The sequence below is a fragment of the Nitrincola alkalilacustris genome (assembly GCF_008973755.1).
Lineage (GTDB): Bacteria > Pseudomonadota > Gammaproteobacteria > Pseudomonadales > Balneatricaceae > Nitrincola > Nitrincola alkalilacustris.
Genome location: NZ_WBOM01000001.1, coordinates 416486 through 434143, shown reverse-complemented (window position 1 = coordinate 434143; position 17658 = coordinate 416486). Strand labels below are relative to the sequence as shown.

Here is a 17658-nt window from a genome sequence, read left to right as displayed (position 1 = left end):
ATAGCAGAGCTGGCCGCTCCAGATCATGCCCGGCGTTTACTGCGAGGGTTTCTTGCGCGGCTTTCTTGCAGGCCGTTTCTTGTCTTTAGGCGCACCTGACCCACGCGGCGCCCCCTTAACTTCCTTGAGCTTCCCCTCACGCAACAGATTACGCTTGCTGGGTTTGGTAGTCGGCGCCTGCCCGGGGGTATCGCCCAGATCGAAATCAATCTTGCGTTCATCCAGATCGACCCTGACTACACGCACCTGAACAGTATCTCCGAGCTTATAGACCTTCTTGGTACGATCACCGATCAGGCGCTGTTTACCCGGATCGAAATGATAATAATCGCTGGGCAAGGCAGAGATGTGTACCAAACCTTCGACATAAAGATCCTTGAGCTCGACAAACATACCAAAGCCCGTGACAGCAGCCACAACGCCCTCATAAATTGAGCCGATATGCTCCTGCATATATTCGCACTTGAGCCAGGCTACAACATCACGCGTTGCTTCATCGGCACGACGCTCAGTCATTGAGCAGTGCTCGCCCAGTTGTACCATCTGTTCCATCGAGTATTCGGTACTGAAGGCCTTGTTCGGCAGGAAACCGGAAGGGCGCTCAATACCCTTGATGCGACGACGTCCATGAATAGCGGCGCGTATATTTCGATGCACCAACAGATCAGGATAACGGCGTATCGGTGAGGTGAAGTGCGCATAGGCTTCAAATGCCAGACCGAAATGCCCCTTCTTTTCCGGACTGTAAACAGCCTGCTGCATCGATCTGAGCATCATGGTCTGAATCACATGCTGATCCGGACGATCCTCAATCGCCTCTGCCAGACGCAGATAATCCTTCGGCTCTGGCTTTTCTCCGCCAGGCAAATTAAGCCCCAGCTCACCCAGAAATGCTCGCAGATTCTGCAGCTTCTGATCCTTTGGCCCTTCATGGATGCGATACAGCGCTGGCTTGTTGAACTTGGTCAGGAACCTGGCTGTTGCCACGTTGGCAATCAACATACATTCCTCAATCAACTTATGCGCATCGTTACGGTGAACCGGTACTATCTGCTCAATCTTGCGACCGGCACCAAACAGCATGCGGGTTTCTACCGTATCAAAATCGATGGCGCCACGTTCATCACGCGCTCTGCGCAATGTCTTATACAGTGTATGCAACTGTTCAATGTGTGGCACCAACGGCGCGAGTTTTTCGCGCAGCGGTGCCTGCTGCTCCGTATCACCCTGCCCCAGTACTGATGCAACCTGGTTGTAGGTCAGTCGAGCATGCGAGTTGATAACAGCCTCGTAAAAGCTGTAGCCAGACAGCTGCCCAGAGCGGCTGATATTCATCTCGCACACCATGGCAAGACGGTCAACCTTCGGCTTCAGCGAACACAGGCCATTGGACAGCAGCTCCGGCAGCATGGGAACAACAAACTCCGGGAAATAAACAGAGTTGCCACGTCGCACCGCTTCGCGATCAAGCGCGCTACCGGGATGCACATAATAAGAAACATCGGCAATGGCCACCCACAGACGCCAGCCACCAAAACGTTTTTTCTCACAGTAAACGGCATCGTCAAAATCTTTGGCGTCCTCACCATCAATAGTGACGAAGGGCAGCTTGCGAAGATCAACACGATTGGCCTTATCCGACTCAGCGACTTCAGGGCTGAGCCTGGTCAGTTCCTGACTGACCTCTTCAGGCCACTCACTGGGGATATCATAGTTGTGGATTGCGACCTGGATCTCCATACCCGGTGCGAGATGTTCACCAAGCACCTCCACCACTTTTGCACGTGCTGGCTGACGTTTGTTCGGGTACTGAATGATCTCAGCCACGACCAATTGCCCATCTTCATAAGTCAGATCAGAGCCCTCATCCGGGATGATCATCACCTGATTGGTCATACGCTGGTTTTCAGGTACCAGTACACCAAAACCGTTATTGCCATCAAACCGGCCCACCACCTTACGGGTGTTACGCTCAAGAACCTCTACAACCTTGCCCTCACGACGTCCCTTGAGATCAAGACCTATCTCCTGCACAAGCACCCTGTCGCCATCAAACAGCTCACGCATGTTACGCGGGCTGAGGAACAGGTCATCACCACCGGCATCGGGACGCAGGAACCCGAAGCCATCTCTGTGCCCCATGACCCGCCCGGCGATCAGTTGCATTTTGCTGATCAATCCAAATTCATTACGACGGTTGGAGATCAGTTGCCCATCGCGGCACATCGCAATCAGACGACGGCGCATCGCTTCAACCTGGTCCGGATCGCTTAGTTTCAGCTCATCACACAGATCCAGATGCGCAATCGGCGCACCCCACTTCTCGAGGAAGTCCAGAATGAACTCACGGCTCGGTACCGGGTTGCTGTATTTTTCTGCCTCGCGTTCTTGGGCGGGGTCTTTTTCTATCCAGTTTTTACTCATATTAATTCCATTACTTCGGGCATCTCTGGCCCGGTCAGATCATTCTGGATCTGACATAATTACCACATCGACGCGCGTGCGTCAGTGGCATATACATAAAAGCCGGCGATGCCGGCTTTTAACACTTCAAGGTATCTGCTCAATCTCCTCTTCCTCTTTCGGAGGCGGGATCAGATCCTCTTTCGATACTTTCAGCAGCAGCAATATGTTACCGGCGACATAGACAGATGAGTAGGTACCCACCACCACACCAACCAGCAGCGCTATTGCAAAGCCGTAAATCATCTCTCCGCCGAACAGGGCAAGAATGACCAGTACCAGCATGGTTGTTGTCGACGTCACAATCGTTCGACTGAGCGTCTGGTTCAAAGACGCATTCAATATATCGACAGGCCCACCGACGCGCATGATGCGAAAGTTTTCACGAATTCGATCATATACAACAATCGTATCATTCAAAGAATAGCCTATGACTGCCAGTGCTGCTGCCAGAACAGTCAGATCAAACTCGATTCTGAACAGCGAGAAGAAGCCCAGCACCAGGATCACGTCATGAGCCAGTGCCAGCACAGCCCCTATGGAAAACTTGAACTGAAAGCGGAAGGCCAGATAGACCATCACCATGATCAACGCCAGCAGCAATCCAAGACCACCTTGCTCTCGCAACTCTTCGCCGACCTGCGAGCCAACAAACTCGTTACGGCGCAGCGTGATCCTCAGCTCTTCTCCATCCTGCAACGCCAGGAGAACATTCTCCCCCAGTTGCGGATCATGCGCTTCGCCCATGCGGATCATGATGTCATTGGCAGCCCCGAAGGTCTGTACCACAGCATCCTGGTAACCAGCTTCGCGCAGTTTGATACGAACTCTTTCAAGCTCCACAGGACGCTCGTAGCTGACCTCAACCAGACTGCCGCCGGTAAAATCCAGCCCCAGTTTCAAGCCATTGATCGCCAGTGAACCGATGGAGACAAGCAGCAGAATAATAGAGAGCGCAGCCGCTACGCGACGTGCACCCATAAAATTGAAATCACGTTTAAAATGGATCATTTCTGTGCCTCACATTCTCAGCTTCTGCAGCTTACGACCACCATAGGTCAGATTGACCAGCGCCCTTGTTATGACCAGTGCTGCGAACATGGAGGTCACGATACCGACCGACAGCGTGACTGCAAAGCCCTTGACCGGACCGGTGCCCATTGCAAACAGAATTATCGCTGCAATCAGTGTGGTAACGTTGGCATCAAGAATAGTCACAAAGGCACGACTGAAGCCTGAGTTGATAGCCGACTGAACCGGCGCTCCACTGCGCAACTCCTCCTTGATACGCTCAAATATCAACACGTTGGCGTCCACGGCCATACCTACCGTCAATACGATTCCTGCAATACCCGGTAGGGTCAGTGTCGCTGACAACATCGACATCACGGCCACCAGCATCATCAGATTCAGCGTCAGTGCTATGTTTGCCAGCAGGCCGAATACACGATAGTAGAGCAGCATGAACAGGAGCACCAGCATGAAGCCGATCTGAACCGACTTGGTACCCATCTCGATATTCTCAGCACCCAGGCTAGGCCCGATCGTCCGCTCTTCAACAAAGTAGACAGGTGCTGCCAATGCACCGGCACGTAACAGCAGCGCAAGCTCTGACGATTCGCGCGGGCTATCCAGACCCGTAATACGGAACTGATTACCCAGCACCGTCTGAATGGTGGCCAGCGAGATCAGGTGCTTCTCGACATAGGGCACGCGGCGCTCGACTATTTCACCGTCAACACGCTCGCTGACTGTACGTGTTTTGTGCTCAACGAAGAGCACAGCCATGCGTCGCTGTATCGCATTACGTGTCACACGACTCATCATCTGGCCGCCACGAGAGTCCAGGGTGATGGACACCTGTGGCAAGCCATTCTCATCAAAGGTGGCGTTCGCATTGGCGACACTGGAGCCGGTGATGATGATATCGCGTTCAAGTGTCGCGGTTCGGCCGGGGTCATTGCGAAAAGGATACACCTCGGTAACAGCGCGACTGGCATCGGGTGCTGCCTCAAGACGGAACTCCAGGTTGGCAGTCTGGCCAATCACTCGCTTGGCTGCTGCCGCATCCTGAACACCTGGCAACTGAACCACTATACGGTTACGCCCCTGACGCTGAACCAGCGGTTCAGCCACACCCAGCTCATTGACGCGGTTACGCAACGTGGTCAGGTTCTGCTGAACGGCATAGTCCTCTATCTCCCGGACTGTCTCATCCGAAAGGCTGATGGTCAGGAAATAGGCCTCGCCCTCAACAGAAGTATCAAAGATGAACTCGGAAAAATCACGGCGCAGACGAGTCTGCGCCTGATCACGTGTTTCGGCATCACCGAAGCGGGCCTGGAGCCTGCCTCTGTCATCCAGATCAACCGTACGATAACGCAGACGGTTCTCGCGCAGCGTTGTTCTTACATCGCTGGCATAAACCTCCATGCGCTGCGAAACCGCCTGAACGGTATCCACTTCCATCAGGAAGTGCACGCCACCACGCAGATCAAGACCCAGAGTCATGGGGCCTGCACCTATGGCACTCAGCCAGTCAGGTGTGGTAGGCGCCAGATTCATCGCCACTACATAGTTGTTCCCCAACTGGCTTGCCAGCACAGCCCTTGCAAGCAACTGCTCATCGCCATTATTGAAGCGAATTTCTGCTGCACCGTTTTCAAGCGTCAGCGACTTGTAGCCGATCCCTTCTGCCTCGAGCCTGGCCATAGCCTGCTCCATCAGCGCTTCATCCACCTGGTGGATTTCACGCGTGCCTGAGATCTGAACAGCGTAATCTTCAGGATAGAGGTTGGGTGCCGCATAGAGCCCGGCGATCAGAAGTACCAGCAGAATAAGAAGATTTTTCCACAGGGGGTAGCGATTGAGCATCGGTGCTCCGTCCTCGGTGACGCCATCAGGCAGCTTGCAGCCAACAGCGGTATAGCCTATTCATCAAAACAAAAGCGTCACGCTTGGACCGTGACGCCTGTAAAAGGTTCAGCTATCAGATATCCTTGATAGTGCCCTTGGGCAGTTCAGCGGCAACATGCGCCTTCTGAAACTTCAGCTCAACACCATCGCTGACTTCCAGCACGATGTAGTCGTCAGTCAGACGTGTAACCTTACCGATAATGCCGCCTGCAGTGATCACTTCATCACCCTTGCTCAGACCGCCGATCAAGGCTTTATGAGCCTTGGCACGCTTGGACTGCGGACGCCACAGGAAGAAGTAGAAAATCAGCGCGAAGCCAACCAGAAACAGCATGTTGAACATGCCTGGGTCCATACCTGGTGCTTCTTGCGCAAAGGCTGGAGAAATAAAGAAACTCATCAAGGTGATCTCCTGAGATTATATGATCTTGGTCATCATTCAGCCAGCGGAGGCGTTTCCATTCCGCGCTGACGATAGAATTCATCAACAAAGGCGCACAATTTACCCTGTTCAATAGCTTTGCGCAAACCCGACATCAGTGTCTGATAGTAATGCAGGTTATGGATCGTATTGAGCTGTGCGCCGAGCATTTCGTTACACTTATCCAGATGGTGCAGATAAGCGCGACTGAAATTACGGCAGGTATAGCAATCGCACTGCTCATCCAGCGGGCGCGTATCAGTCTTATTGGCGGCATTACGCAGTTTTACAACCCCGGTCGAGGTAAAAAGATGCCCATTACGCGCATTGCGTGTCGGCATCACGCAGTCAAACATATCCACGCCACGACGCACCCCCTCTACCAGGTCTTCAGGACGCCCCACTCCCATCAGATAGCGGGGACGATCTGCTGGCATCTTCCATGCCAGGTGGTCGAGAATCTTTTCCATCTCCTCTTTCGGCTCACCTACAGACAAGCCTCCAATCGCGTAGCCATCAAAGCCTATCTCTGTCAGCCCGGCCAGGGATTCATCGCGCAACTCAGGGTACATGCCACCCTGAATGATACCGAACAGGGCCGAAGGACTGCTGCCATGCGCATCCTTGGAACGCTTGGCCCAGCGCAGTGACAGGCGCATCGACTTTGCAGCTTCCTCCTCCGTTGCCGGATAAGGCGTGCACTCATCAAAGATCATGACAATGTCGGAACCCAGCTCGCGCTGAACTTCCATCGAGCGCTCAGGACTCAAGAACACCTTGTCACCATTAACCGGAGAGCTGAATGTCACACCTTCTTCGGTGATCTTGCGCATTTTACCCAGACTGAACACCTGGAATCCGCCGGAGTCAGTCAGTATCGGTCCATGCCACTGCATGAAATCGTGCAGATCACCATGCTGACGCACTATCTCCGTACCCGGGCGCAGCATCAGATGGAAGGTATTGCCCAGCAGTATCTGAGCACCCGTATCCTTGATATCACGCGGCAACATCCCCTTGACGGTGCCATAGGTACCAACAGGCATGAACGCCGGTGTCTCCACCTCGCCACGTGGAAAGGTCAATCGACCCCTGCGCGCCTTGCCGTCCGTCTTCAGGCACTCGAACTGCATAAAACACTCTCTGCTCACACACTATCCTCTTCGGCGTCCCGACGTGTCAGAAACATCGCATCGCCATAACTGAAAAATCGGTAACGCTCTCGAATCGCCTCCTGATAGGCCTGCATAATGGCCTGATAGCCACTGAAAGCACTGACCAGCATCAGCAAGGTCGATTCCGGCAGGTGAAAATTGGTGATCAATGCATCAACTGAGCGAAAACGGTAGCCCGGGAAGATGAAAATATCACTGTCGCCATAAAACGGCGCTATCTCGCCACTGCGACTGGCGCTTTCAAGGGAGCGCACGCTGGTCGTTCCTACTGCAATGACCCTGCCACCCCGAGCGCGCGTTTCACGCACAGCCTCGCAGACCTCTTCCGACACCTCAATATACTCAGGGTGCATCAGATGATCCTCTATACGCTCCACCTTGACGGGCTGAAAGGTTCCGGCACCGACATGCAGTGTCACAAACGCGCTCTGCACACCCTTGTCCGCCAAAGCATTCAGTAGCGCCTGATCGAAGTGCAAACCCGCCGTAGGGGCGGCAACAGCCCCGGGCTTACGATTATAGACGGTCTGATAGCGCTCGCGGTCCGATAGCTGATCCTCGCGCTTCATATAAGGGGGCAGCGGCATATGGCCATGCGTTTCAAGCGCGCTGATGAGATGCTCTTCCATGGTAAAAGCCAACTCAAACAGGTTCTCTCTTCGGCCTATCACTTCGGCTTCCAGCCCTCCTTCCAGCAGCAGCCTTGCCCCTGGACGCGGGGCTCTGCTGGAGCGGATATGCGCCAGCGCATGCTTTTCATCCAGCACTCGTTCGATCAGCAACTCCACTTTCCCGCCACTGGCTTTCTGGCCGAACAGGCGGGCCGGAATCACCCGCGTATCATTGAATACCAGCAGGTCACCCGGCTCAAGCATCTGCAGCAGGTCTGCAAAATGACGATGTGCGGTGGCTCCGGAGCTGCCGTCAACACAGAGCAGACGACTCGCACTGCGCTGCTCCAGCGGATAGCGCGCTATCAACTCATCGGGTAGATCAAAGTAGAAATCACTCAGTTGCATCCGCTTACGCTCAGATAATGAAAAAGGCGCGTTATTTTAGCGCAAACAAAAGAAATTTTCAGTCATGATTGACCACGGATTGAAAGCGATTATAATGTGCGACCTTGATTACCGGTTTGCAGCGGGTCTGCTTTACCGAAACCGCTCCAGGTAGTCAAAGTGTAGAGTTCAAAAAGTAGATTCCAGAAGTTGGCGGTGTGGTGAAATTGGTAGACACGACGGATTCAAAATCCGTTGCCTTAACGGGCGTGGCGGTTCGAGTCCGCCCACCGCTACCAACCTGGGCATTCCAAGCTCAGTTATTTTCTGGAAAGACCCTCTTCAGCCCTCATAGTTATTTTTATAATTGCTTTTATAGTTGCTTAGACCGAGTGACTCTATTTCCATGGGCTATTCTTGTATTCAAGCACCCTGCGTCGGGTGAGCAAACACGTAAACCCCGTCCTGTGGAGCCCCTGACATGATGACCCTGCTGTTCTCGACCTGGATCAAATTCTTTTTCCTGTTTGCACCCTTTTTCGTTGTATCCATGTTCCTGGCTCTGACCCGCGGGCAGACCCGCAAAGAGTGCCGACGTGTCGCCAATCGTGCGGTCTTTGCCTCACTGTTTACCAGCCTGGTTCTGATGTTTTTCGGTGGTGCCCTGTTTAGCGTTCTGGGCATCACGCTCGACTCCTTCCGCATCGGCGCTGGCATACTTCTGTTCCTGTCTGCGGTCAGCCTGGTGCGCGATGGTATCCGCACCCACGCAACGGGCATGCCGAAAGAGGAGCGTGATGATGTGTCTGTTGTACCCCTGGCCATACCCACCATCATCGGTCCGGCAACCATCGGCGCGATACTGGTCTATGGTGCGGAACTGACCGGATGGGACCTGTTCACCGGCATTCTCGGCATGACGCTGGCACTGGCCTGCCTGCTGGTATTGCTGCATCTGAGCACTTTCTTTGAAAAACTGCTGGGCCGTACAGGCCTGAACATACTGAGTAAGATCACCGGCCTGATTCTGGCAGCGATGGCTGCTCAACTGGTCATGAGCGGCATTGGCGGGTTTCTGTCGGGCATTTAATTTTAAATCCAACACTACCTTTTCCAATACACGACAAAGCTCAGCCCGAGACTTTTGATTTTTTGCGCCAGTGCAGTACTACCAGCCCCAGCATCATGATCAGCATCATTCCCAGCAGCAGTACCGGCATGGCACCGGTACCATATGCATCAATCAGCGGCCCCGTCAGACTGGGAGCCACCATGGCACCAACGCCACAGGAAAGAAAAATCAACCCGGTCAACTTGCCATTAAGTTTCAACAACAGATTTCCCAGGGTGAACAGCGTCGGAAAAATCGCCGACATCGACAACCCAAACAACAGCGTAATCCAGAACAGCGATAAAGCACCCTGGATCAGGCTGATGATCATCAGCACTGCCAGTAGAAAGCATCCCAACAGTATTGTCATGTAACGCCCAGTTCTCAGTAGCGGAATAGCCAGTAATCGACCGATAGACAGGCTGAACCAGAACACTGACACCAGATAAGCCGAATCAGAACTGCCCAGCCCCTCCAGAACCGCATAGGTGCTGATCCAACCGGCATAGGTCATCTCGATCCCGACATAAATACTGAACATCAACAGCAGAACCAGAAACAGCGGCAGATCAACAGACTTATCTTCTGCTTCGGCAACCTGCGTCTCAGGAGGAGCCGGGCTGGGCTGGGGGAAAAGCATCAGACCCACCATCAACAGCAGCAGCGCAACAGCCCAGAAACCCCAGATGACCGTACCTGATAAACTCAGTGACCATACCACCAGCAGTGGTACCGTCATCGCACCCAGACCAAAGCAGAAATGCAAGGCGCTGATATAGGGACCGGATCGCTCCCGATAGCAGCGCATCAGCATGAGATTGCCACCGACATTGATCGACACCTCGGCGTAACCCAAAACGAAGATCACCAGCATCATCAACAACAGCGGACTCAGCGGAACCAGCAACATGCTGACAAGCGTCAAAATAATCATCACCAGAATGATACGATGACCATCAAAACGGTCCAGCAGACGCCCGGTGATAACCGCTCCACACATGACCCCAAGTGCACGCGCAGTAAAGAGCAGCGCAATCTGGCTCATGGTTGAACCTGTCTGCTCAGCCAGATGTGTCAGGCTTGGCCCAAGAATACCGCTGACCATGCCTATCGCGATAAACATCAGAAAATAGGACAAAGTGGGCTGTGACAGCGCGCCCGACCGCACAGCAGCAGGCAGTGAATTAGCCATGATTTACTCTGTAAGATGATGATCTGTAGAAAGAGGGGGCATGCCGATACTGCACGCTTGTAGCGATACTATCCAGTTACCGTGTGTAACCGAATGTATCAGCAAGTAGCAAGCCAGAAGAGATAGAATAGCATGTCATTTCTGCACAGAACACCAGCCCACCAGAGCATTTTCAAGCCAGTATAAACACCACACAGGCTGCCGTCATGGCACCCATGACACCATTGAACCAGCGCCAGTGCAGTGGTGTTTTCAGGAGCTTGCCCAGCGCCACACCAAACAGGGCCCAGAGTGAGATGCAGGGCCAGGCCACAAGCTCACTGAAAGCCGCAAGAAATAAAGCATTGAGGACAGGATTCCCTCCCTCTGGCAGAAAACCAGCCATCAGCGCCAACCCCATGACCCATGCCTTGGGGTTGGCAAACTGGAATGCAGCGGCCTGCCAGAGCAGCAAGGGCCTGCTGTCGCCAGTGATATCCAGATTTGGAGGAGCTGCACGCGCGATCTTCCATGCCAACCAGAGCAAATAGATGCTGCCGACTATTTTAAGGAACGTCTGCACCACTGGGTAGCGCTCAAACAGAAGACCCAGACCCAGTGCAATCAGGCTGAACAGGATAAAGCAGCCCAGCAGTATCCCCATGATATGCGGCATTGTTCGCCGATAGCCGTAGTTTGCACCGGATGCCGTCAACATCACATTATTGGGGCCCGGTGTCAGTGTCATTGCCATCATGTATATCGCAGCAGGCGCCAGCAGCAGCAACCCTTCCATATTCAACTGCCAGCCCAGAGTCAAACCGCTTTCGATCGGCATCATTGTCTCTTACTCATGATTGTATGGATTCATTCAAACTGATTGAACCCTATTGAAAGGTACAATATGAGCATATACTCTTAGGAAAAAGGTTCAATTGGATTATTGTTACCATGACATTTTCAACTCAGGAAAAAGCTCGCCAGCGCTGCAACTGGCTGCCGGAGCTGGCCATCTACCCCGGCCCTCGTTATCGAGCTCTGGCGGACGCCATCACTGATGCCGTTCGCAATGGCACACTCCCTGCGGGTACTCGACTGCCACCCCAACGCCTGCTGGCCGATGCCCTGAGTGTCACTACCGGTACAATCACACGCGCCTATGCTGAAGCGGAGCGACGTGGCATTCTAACGGCCCAGGTGGGCAGCGGCACCTATGTTCGGGATCACAACACCAACAAGACCCCCATCTTCAACCATCCGGTTCCACTTGAGCTGGGTGAAATTGACCTGTCGATGAGCCTTACCATCCCGGACCCAACCCGTATAGAGCGCTTCGGACGAGCTCTGCAGCAGGTGAGCTGTGATCCATCGGCATTGACAGCAGCCCTCTCCTACCAGCCGGAACAGGGCATGCATGAGCGACGCCAGACTCTGGCCCAGTGGCTCAGCCGGTATGGTGTAACAGCCACTGCCGATGACCTTCTGCTGACACAGGGTGGACAGCACGGCATTTTCACAACGCTGCAATCCTTGTTGCGACCCGGAGAGCTGGTGATATCTGACAATCTCACCTATCCGGGTCTGATCGCTGCCTGCAAGCAACTGGGGCTGCGTCATCAGGGAGTCGCCATGGATGCTGAAGGTATGGATGTAGCTGCACTGGAGCGCGTCTGCCAACAGCAGCATCCGAGACTGGTCTACCTGATGCCGGACCTGAACAACCCAACCAGCATCCGCATGTCGCTCGAACGCCGTCATCAAATGGCAGAGCTGGCCGAGCGCTATGATTTCCTGATTCTGGAGGATGCCACTCAGGCGCTGCCTGCCAGCGAGCGACTGACGCCTCTGTGTGAGATAGTGCCTGAGAGAGCCTGTCACCTGTTCAGCTTTTCCAAGCTGCTGGCTGGCGGTATCTGTGTCGGCGTCATCAAGGCACCGGAGCACCTGATGCGCCTGATGAAAAATGCGCTGCGTGCCCAGTGCTGGATGTGCCCACCACTGCCGGCAACGGTTCTGTGTCAGTGGATCGAGAATGGTGAAGCCGATGAGCAGGCAAAATGGCAGTGGCAGGAGGTCAACGAGCGCCAACGGCTGGTTACCCGTTATCTCGAGGGCTATGACTATCAGCACAACCCCTATGGTTTCATGGTCTGGCTGAATATGCCCGAGCCCTGGCGAGCCAGCGACTTTGTACAGGCTGCCATGCGTGAAGGGGTGCGAATTCTCAGCGCTGAACCCTTTTGCGCCGGCAACCACCCCGCCCCTCAGGCAGTGCGCTTCTGCGTCAGCCCACCCGGGGACAGGCAGCAGTTGGATACTGCACTGCAACGCATACAGCGCTTGCTGCAAACACCGCCGCAGTGCATGAATATGCTGGTCTGATATTGATGTCAGGACGCGACAAGGGGCTCTTCATCCAGAGATGAAGCTCGGGAAATGCTGGTATAGCCGATCTGTGTACACAGATAATCGAGCAGCGTATCAGCAGCCTGCTGTACTGTGATATCGGGAGAAAACCCGGCCAGTTGGGCCATCGGCATACCAGCGTAACCGCAGGGGTTGATGCGCTGGAAGGGTTCAAGATCCATTGCGACATTCAGTGCCAGACCATGAAAGGAGCAGCCTCTGCGCACCCGCAAACCCAGTGAGGCAATTTTGGCTTCTGCCACATAGACACCGGGTGCATCCGGCTTGGCCGCTGCCGTGACCCCCTGCAAAGAGAGCAGTTCGATCACTGCGTTCTCCATCAGTGTCACGACATCCCGCACCCCCAGTTTACGCCGGCGCAGATTCAGCAGCAGATAAACAACCAGTTGCCCGGGGCCATGGTAGGTCACCTGACCACCCCGATCCACCTGCACCACCGGAATGTCGCCGGGATTGAGCAGATGCTCGGGTTTACCCGCCTGACCCTGCGTATAGACAGGCTGATGTTCAAGGCACCAGATCTCATCCGGAGTATCATCACCACGCTGATCCGTGAAAGCCTGCATTCTGCGCCAGATTGGCTCATAGGCCTGCAGCCCGAGATTACGCAGGATCAGTTGGTCGGCTACATTCGTTACATCGAGCTGACTCATAGCACCATATGCACACGACCGGAAGCCTTAAGATCTTCAAACAGTTTTTGCAGCTGCGCCTCACCGGTCGCGGTGATTTTCAGCCGAATGGACTGGAAACGGCCGTTACGACTGTTATTTACTGTCACCTGAGTGATATCAAGATCCGGCGCATGAATCTGTACTGTCTCTATCACATAGCTGCGAAAGGTCTCATGCGCATCGCCCACTACCTTTATCGGATAGTCGGGACAGGGAAAGGATATCTTGGGTGCTTCGTTCATTTCGCTCATACATGCCCTTCTCCGGCCATCAGCTCACGCTGCTGCCGGGTAAAATATTCAAACATCAGACGCCATAGCGGTCCTTTCTTTCCCTGGCCTATCATCTGACTATCCACCTCAATAACCGGGACGACACCCCGAGTGGAGCTGGTGATCCACACCTCGTCTGCCTGTATCAGTTCAGTGTAGCCGAAATCACTCTCCTGCAAGGGAAGCTGATGCGCCTGAGCCAGCTCAATCACCAACTCTCGCGTTGTGCCACCCAGAATCCCATAGCTCATGGACGGTGTATGAATAACGCCATCACGTACAATGAACAGATTACTGGAGGCACCCTCCATAAGACGCCCGTCGCGCATCAGCAGCGCCTCATCAGCACCAACCTGGCGCGCCTGCTGCTGTGCAAGTATATTCGGCAGCAAGCCAGTAGCCTTGATATCACAACGGCGCCAGCGCTGATCTTCAGTCACAATGACTCGGTACTCAACCTGCTGTTCCGGCCCTGCCGCGTAAATATCTCTGATCGGACTGCAACAGGCAAAAACCGTTGGTTGCAGGTCAGCATCATAGACAAAGCTGCGCCGACCCGCATTACCACGTGTCACCTGCAGATAGGCAGACAGATTACCACCGCCATTGCGACTGATCAGCTCTGAAAGTATCGCCTCCCAGGGATAACTGGCTTCTAGCGAGATCATCCGCAGACTGTTTTCCAGCCTTGCCAGGTGCTGCTCCAGCCGAAAGCCCTGCCCCTGATAGAAGGGAATTACCTCATATACACTGTCGGAAAATAGAAAGCCGCGATCAAAGACCGAGATTCTGGCTTCGTCAGCTGGCAGATACTGCCCATTCAGATAAACAATATCAGCACTCATAGCCACTCAGCCATCCAGCTCAGACCATCCGCTCAGGAGAAAAACCCAAGGAAGAACAGCATGATTGCATGCCAGATACGCTTCAGCAAACTGCCCTGCTCGACGCTTTCAAGTGCGACCAGAGGCATGCTGCGGAGCTGCTCACCATTCATGGACACCACAACCTGTCCCAGCTCCTGCCCCTGCATCACAGGTGCCTTGATATGGCGCGGCATATCCAGAGTGACTTCAACACTGTCTTCCTGGCCACGTGGCAGAGTAACAGCCAGACGCTCGGCAACTCCCAGCCTTACCAGATCGCCGTCACCACCCCAGATACGGGATTCATTCATCACCTGCCCGGCATCGTAGAGTGACTGTGTTCTATAAAAGCGAAAGGCATAGTTCAGCAGGCTCTGACTCTGCTGAGCACGCGCTTCTTCACTGTCGGCGCCCATCACAACGGTTATCAGGCGCATGCCATCGCGCACGGCAGATGTAACAAGGCAGTAGCCCGCATCATTAGTGAAGCCAGTCTTGATACCATCGACACTTTCATCCCGCCATAGCAGGCGGTTGCGGTTCGGCTGGCGTATCTCATTATAGGTAAACTCTTTTTCAGAGTTGAGCTTGTAGTAATCAGGCGACTCTATAATCAGCGCCCGCCCCAGAATGGCCAGATCCATAGCCGAAGAGTAGTGCTGATCACCTGGCAGACCAGTAGAATTCTCGAAATTGGTATTGACCATCCCCAGTCGTGCCGCATGCTGGTTCATCATATCGGCAAACGCGCGCTCACTGCCGGCCACATACTCGGCCAGGGCAACGGAGGCATCATTGCCTGACTGAATAATCACCCCTTTGAGCAGATCTATCACACTCACCTGCGTGCCTACCTGCACAAACATGCGTGACCCACCCGTACGCCAGGCTTTTTCACTGATGGTCACCATATCCTGCTCGGAAATATTTCCATTTTGCAGTTCACGCTCGACAATATAACTGGTCATCATCTTGGTCAGACTGGCCGGTGCAAAACGCTCATGCTCATTATGAGCGGCAATCACCACACCGGTTTCAGGATCCATTACCAGCCAGGCACGCGCAGCAACCTGCGGCGGAGCAGGAATCAGGGTCGAAGCCAGCACCGGCAGGGTAGCCAGGAGCAACACCAGCGCCAGAAGAATTGCTGAGACAGGGTTAGATCGTCGAATAGCCATGTTATCTCTTTTATCTGAACAGTTTTGTTATCGTCGGATTGACTGAATCAAACCGTCAAGGTTCCATCCATGCATCATATTTTACAGATCGACCAGGTGTGGTGAGCCCAGGCCAGCGGCTTCAAGCGCAGCGATCAGGCTGTCAAGTGTGGTCTGACGTTGCAAAGGCCCGACCTGAACGCGATAGAGAGTGCGTGAAGATTGTGCAGACGGCCTGATCACAACCGGCAGATCCTTGACCAGGCTTCTGACACGCTGCTGTACCTGACGCGCGGTTTCTTCTGTGGAATAGGCACCTATCTGAAGAAAGCTGTTATCTCTGCTGACAACAGTAGACATCCCGCGGGGTGCGCCCGTAGATGTAAACTGGATCTCAGGCTGTGGCTCGAGCGTGATAGCCTCCACCTCAACGCGACCGGTACCGGTGCGCACGATATCCAGACGATAAGCCGCCGCGTAGGAGAGGTCGATGATACGGCCTTCATGGAAAGGGCCACGATCATTGATACGCACAATAACCTCACGCCCGTTTTCCAGATTGGTGACTCTGGCATAGGTAGGCAACGGCAGGGACTTGTGCGCGGCCGTCATTTCGTACATATCATACACTTCGCCGTTGGAGGTGAGATGACCATGAAACTTTTCACCATACCAGGAAGCATATCCCTGCTCACGATACCCCTGCGATGTTGGCATGACATGGTAGGTCTGCCCGAATACCTGATACGGACTGAAATTACCTGAGCGGCTATAAGGCTCAAAACGCGGCTGCGCATCCGGCACACGGCTCACATCCGGCGGATTCTTGGGCATCCTGTCGTGCAGCATCGAATAACGCCCGGTATTGGCTGGTTTTTCAACCTCCCCCACCTTGGGCTTTTCTGCAGGTGTTGAGCAGCCGACAAGTACCACGATAGCCAACAGGCCAATAATCAGTATGCGTATCATTTTCCCATATTCACTCGGTCTTGAGTTTATCACGAGCCTGGCGCAGTTCCCGACTCAGTTCATATACAGCCATGGCGTACATACGGCTGTGATTATAGCGTGATATGACATAGAAGTTCTGCAATCCGAACCAGTATTGCTCACCTTCATCGGTAGTGAAACTCAGCAAAGCAGCCGTCTGATCCAGCGAGACATCACTGCTGGTATGGATACCTCTGTCCCGCCACTCCCGCAAGGTCAATGAAGGCAGCAGGCTGGCATTGATCCACTCCGGATCTGCCGGTTCATTCATCACGACATTGCTGCGCACCTGACCACCCGGTATCCAGCCATGTTCTTTGAAGTAATTGGCTACACTGCCAATCGCATCGACTTCATTACTCCAGATATTACGCTTGCCATCACCATCAAAATCTATCGCATAATTACGATAGCTCGAAGGAATAAACTGCCCGTAACCCATAGCACCTGCATAGGAGCCAACCAACTCACCTGCAGGTATGGACTCTTCACGTGTCAGGCGCAGGTAATCCTCAAGCTGCCCACGAAAAAACTCGGCACGGCGCGGATAGTCAAATCCCAGTGTTGCCAGCGCATCCAGAACACGATGGCGCCCCATGATCCTGCCATACCGGGTTTCGACACCAATGATCGACACAATGATCTCAGCCGGCACACCAAAGGTTTCTTCAGCTCGCTGCAGTGTTTCTTCATGCTCTGCCCAGAACTCCAACCCCTGGCTGACGCGAATCGGTTCTACAAAGAGGGCACGATACTCCGTCCAGTTGAAGCGCCTTTCTGCAGGGCGGTCCATGAGTTCGAGAATACTCTCCTGGCGTGTTGCATCATTCAGGACATTACGCAGATACTGCTCGTCAAACCCCTCAGCAACCAGCCTTGCAATCATCTCGGCCGCATCCGGATGATCGGCATAACTGCCCTGAAACAGCTCATCAGCAACCACAGCAGGCACCTGCAGACCCAGCAGAACTGTCATGACTGCTGGCAACCAGGGCCTGAATACCTTTTTAAACATTA

General features: G+C 53.9%; 16 protein-coding genes and 1 tRNA gene. 3 read left to right on the top strand and 14 right to left on the bottom strand.

What is annotated here, in order from left to right; all coding sequences use genetic code 11:
• Positions 1-36: 36 nt before the first annotated feature.
• From rnr to queA, 6 genes are all read right to left on the bottom strand, one after another.
• Complete coding sequence (rnr, locus tag F7R27_RS01970; RefSeq protein ID WP_151702529.1) at positions 37-2424, bottom strand: ribonuclease R; 2388 nt, start codon at positions 2422-2424, stop codon at positions 37-39.
• A 126-nt stretch (positions 2425-2550) separates the two neighbouring features.
• A complete protein-coding gene (gene secF, locus F7R27_RS01965) occupies positions 2551-3474 on the bottom strand; it encodes a protein translocase subunit SecF (protein ID WP_151702528.1) in 924 nt (307 codons plus the stop codon).
• Between the two features lie 9 nt (positions 3475-3483).
• Entirely contained in the window at positions 3484-5337 is a 1854-nt protein-coding gene (secD, locus tag F7R27_RS01960) for a protein translocase subunit SecD (RefSeq protein WP_151702527.1), read from the bottom strand.
• A 115-nt stretch (positions 5338-5452) separates the two neighbouring features.
• A complete protein-coding gene (gene yajC / locus F7R27_RS01955) occupies positions 5453-5779 on the bottom strand; it encodes a preprotein translocase subunit YajC (protein ID WP_151702526.1) in 327 nt (108 codons plus the stop codon).
• A gap of 35 nt (positions 5780-5814) precedes the next feature.
• Positions 5815-6933, bottom strand: coding sequence for a tRNA guanosine(34) transglycosylase Tgt (gene tgt, locus F7R27_RS01950; RefSeq protein WP_151702525.1), 1119 nt, complete (start codon positions 6931-6933; stop codon positions 5815-5817).
• Between the two features lie 14 nt (positions 6934-6947).
• Positions 6948-7994, bottom strand: a complete 1047-nt coding sequence (gene queA / locus F7R27_RS01945) for a tRNA preQ1(34) S-adenosylmethionine ribosyltransferase-isomerase QueA (RefSeq protein WP_151702524.1) — start codon at positions 7992-7994, stop codon at positions 6948-6950.
• A gap of 191 nt (positions 7995-8185) precedes the next feature.
• On the opposite strand from queA, the gene F7R27_RS01940 reads away from it, so the two are divergent.
• Positions 8186-8272, top strand: a tRNA-Leu gene (locus tag F7R27_RS01940).
• Positions 8273-8457: 185 nt separating this feature from the next.
• Positions 8458-9063, top strand: a complete 606-nt coding sequence (locus F7R27_RS01935; protein WP_151702723.1) for a MarC family protein — start codon at positions 8458-8460, stop codon at positions 9061-9063.
• 40 nt (positions 9064-9103) lie between these two features.
• On the opposite strand, the gene F7R27_RS01930 is transcribed toward F7R27_RS01935, so the two are convergent.
• Together F7R27_RS01930 and F7R27_RS01925 are read right to left on the bottom strand one after the other, a co-directional pair.
• Positions 9104-10276, bottom strand: coding sequence for an MFS transporter (locus F7R27_RS01930; RefSeq protein WP_151702523.1), 1173 nt, complete (start codon positions 10274-10276; stop codon positions 9104-9106).
• A 172-nt stretch (positions 10277-10448) separates the two neighbouring features.
• The gene (locus tag F7R27_RS01925) at positions 10449-11051 is read right to left on the bottom strand and encodes a LysE family translocator (RefSeq protein ID WP_206060354.1); all 603 of its coding nucleotides are present in this window, start codon (positions 11049-11051) and stop codon (positions 10449-10451) included.
• A gap of 155 nt (positions 11052-11206) precedes the next feature.
• Between F7R27_RS01925 and F7R27_RS01920 the strand changes: the two genes are divergently transcribed.
• A complete protein-coding gene (locus F7R27_RS01920; RefSeq protein ID WP_151702522.1) occupies positions 11207-12637 on the top strand; it encodes an aminotransferase-like domain-containing protein in 1431 nt (476 codons plus the stop codon).
• An 8-nt stretch (positions 12638-12645) separates the two neighbouring features.
• Here F7R27_RS01920 and lipB read toward each other — a convergent pair whose 3' ends face one another.
• From lipB to mltB, 6 genes are all read right to left on the bottom strand, one after another.
• Positions 12646-13335 (bottom strand): lipoyl(octanoyl) transferase LipB, encoded by a 690-nt coding sequence (gene lipB, locus F7R27_RS01915; protein ID WP_151702521.1) that lies wholly within the window; start codon positions 13333-13335, stop codon positions 12646-12648.
• A complete protein-coding gene (locus F7R27_RS01910; RefSeq protein ID WP_151702520.1) occupies positions 13332-13607 on the bottom strand; it encodes an HP0495 family protein in 276 nt (91 codons plus the stop codon). The genes lipB and F7R27_RS01910 overlap by 4 nt, the downstream gene beginning before the upstream one ends.
• Positions 13604-14473 carry an aminotransferase class IV gene (locus tag F7R27_RS01905; protein ID WP_151702519.1) on the bottom strand — a complete coding sequence of 290 codons (870 nt, stop codon included), beginning with the start codon at positions 14471-14473 and terminating at the stop codon, positions 13604-13606. The genes F7R27_RS01910 and F7R27_RS01905 overlap by 4 nt, the downstream gene beginning before the upstream one ends.
• 32 nt (positions 14474-14505) lie before the next feature.
• Complete coding sequence (locus tag F7R27_RS01900; protein WP_151702518.1) at positions 14506-15672, bottom strand: D-alanyl-D-alanine carboxypeptidase family protein; 1167 nt, start codon at positions 15670-15672, stop codon at positions 14506-14508.
• An 81-nt stretch (positions 15673-15753) separates the two neighbouring features.
• Positions 15754-16620 carry a septal ring lytic transglycosylase RlpA family protein gene (locus F7R27_RS01895; protein WP_151702517.1) on the bottom strand — a complete coding sequence of 289 codons (867 nt, stop codon included), beginning with the start codon at positions 16618-16620 and terminating at the stop codon, positions 15754-15756.
• Between the two features lie 10 nt (positions 16621-16630).
• Positions 16631-17656 (bottom strand): lytic murein transglycosylase B, encoded by a 1026-nt coding sequence (mltB, locus tag F7R27_RS01890; protein WP_240776173.1) that lies wholly within the window; start codon positions 17654-17656, stop codon positions 16631-16633.
• Between the last annotated feature and the right edge of the window lie 2 nt (positions 17657-17658).

Bases quoted from the DNA above. Each gene is read 5' to 3' on its own strand.
- rnr (WP_151702529.1), bottom strand. From the start codon at position 2,424: ATGAGTAAAAACTGGATAGAAAAAGACCCCGCCCAAGAACGCGAGGCA.
- secF (WP_151702528.1), bottom strand. From the start codon at position 3,474: ATGATCCATTTTAAACGTGATTTCAATTTTATGGGTGCACGTCGCGTA.
- secD (WP_151702527.1), bottom strand. From the start codon at position 5,337: ATGCTCAATCGCTACCCCCTGTGGAAAAATCTTCTTATTCTGCTGGTA.
- yajC (WP_151702526.1), bottom strand. From the start codon at position 5,779: ATGAGTTTCTTTATTTCTCCAGCCTTTGCGCAAGAAGCACCAGGTATG.
- tgt (WP_151702525.1), bottom strand. From the start codon at position 6,933: ATGCAGTTCGAGTGCCTGAAGACGGACGGCAAGGCGCGCAGGGGTCGA.
- queA (WP_151702524.1), bottom strand. From the start codon at position 7,994: ATGCAACTGAGTGATTTCTACTTTGATCTACCCGATGAGTTGATAGCG.
- F7R27_RS01935 (WP_151702723.1), top strand. From the start codon at position 8,458: ATGACCCTGCTGTTCTCGACCTGGATCAAATTCTTTTTCCTGTTTGCA.
- F7R27_RS01930 (WP_151702523.1), bottom strand. From the start codon at position 10,276: ATGGCTAATTCACTGCCTGCTGCTGTGCGGTCGGGCGCGCTGTCACAG.
- F7R27_RS01925 (WP_206060354.1), bottom strand. From the start codon at position 11,051: ATGGAAGGGTTGCTGCTGCTGGCGCCTGCTGCGATATACATGATGGCA.
- F7R27_RS01920 (WP_151702522.1), top strand. From the start codon at position 11,207: ATGACATTTTCAACTCAGGAAAAAGCTCGCCAGCGCTGCAACTGGCTG.
- lipB (WP_151702521.1), bottom strand. From the start codon at position 13,335: ATGAGTCAGCTCGATGTAACGAATGTAGCCGACCAACTGATCCTGCGT.
- F7R27_RS01910 (WP_151702520.1), bottom strand. From the start codon at position 13,607: ATGAGCGAAATGAACGAAGCACCCAAGATATCCTTTCCCTGTCCCGAC.
- F7R27_RS01905 (WP_151702519.1), bottom strand. From the start codon at position 14,473: ATGAGTGCTGATATTGTTTATCTGAATGGGCAGTATCTGCCAGCTGAC.
- F7R27_RS01900 (WP_151702518.1), bottom strand. From the start codon at position 15,672: ATGGCTATTCGACGATCTAACCCTGTCTCAGCAATTCTTCTGGCGCTG.
- F7R27_RS01895 (WP_151702517.1), bottom strand. From the start codon at position 16,620: ATGATACGCATACTGATTATTGGCCTGTTGGCTATCGTGGTACTTGTC.
- mltB (WP_240776173.1), bottom strand. From the start codon at position 17,656: ATGTTTAAAAAGGTATTCAGGCCCTGGTTGCCAGCAGTCATGACAGTT.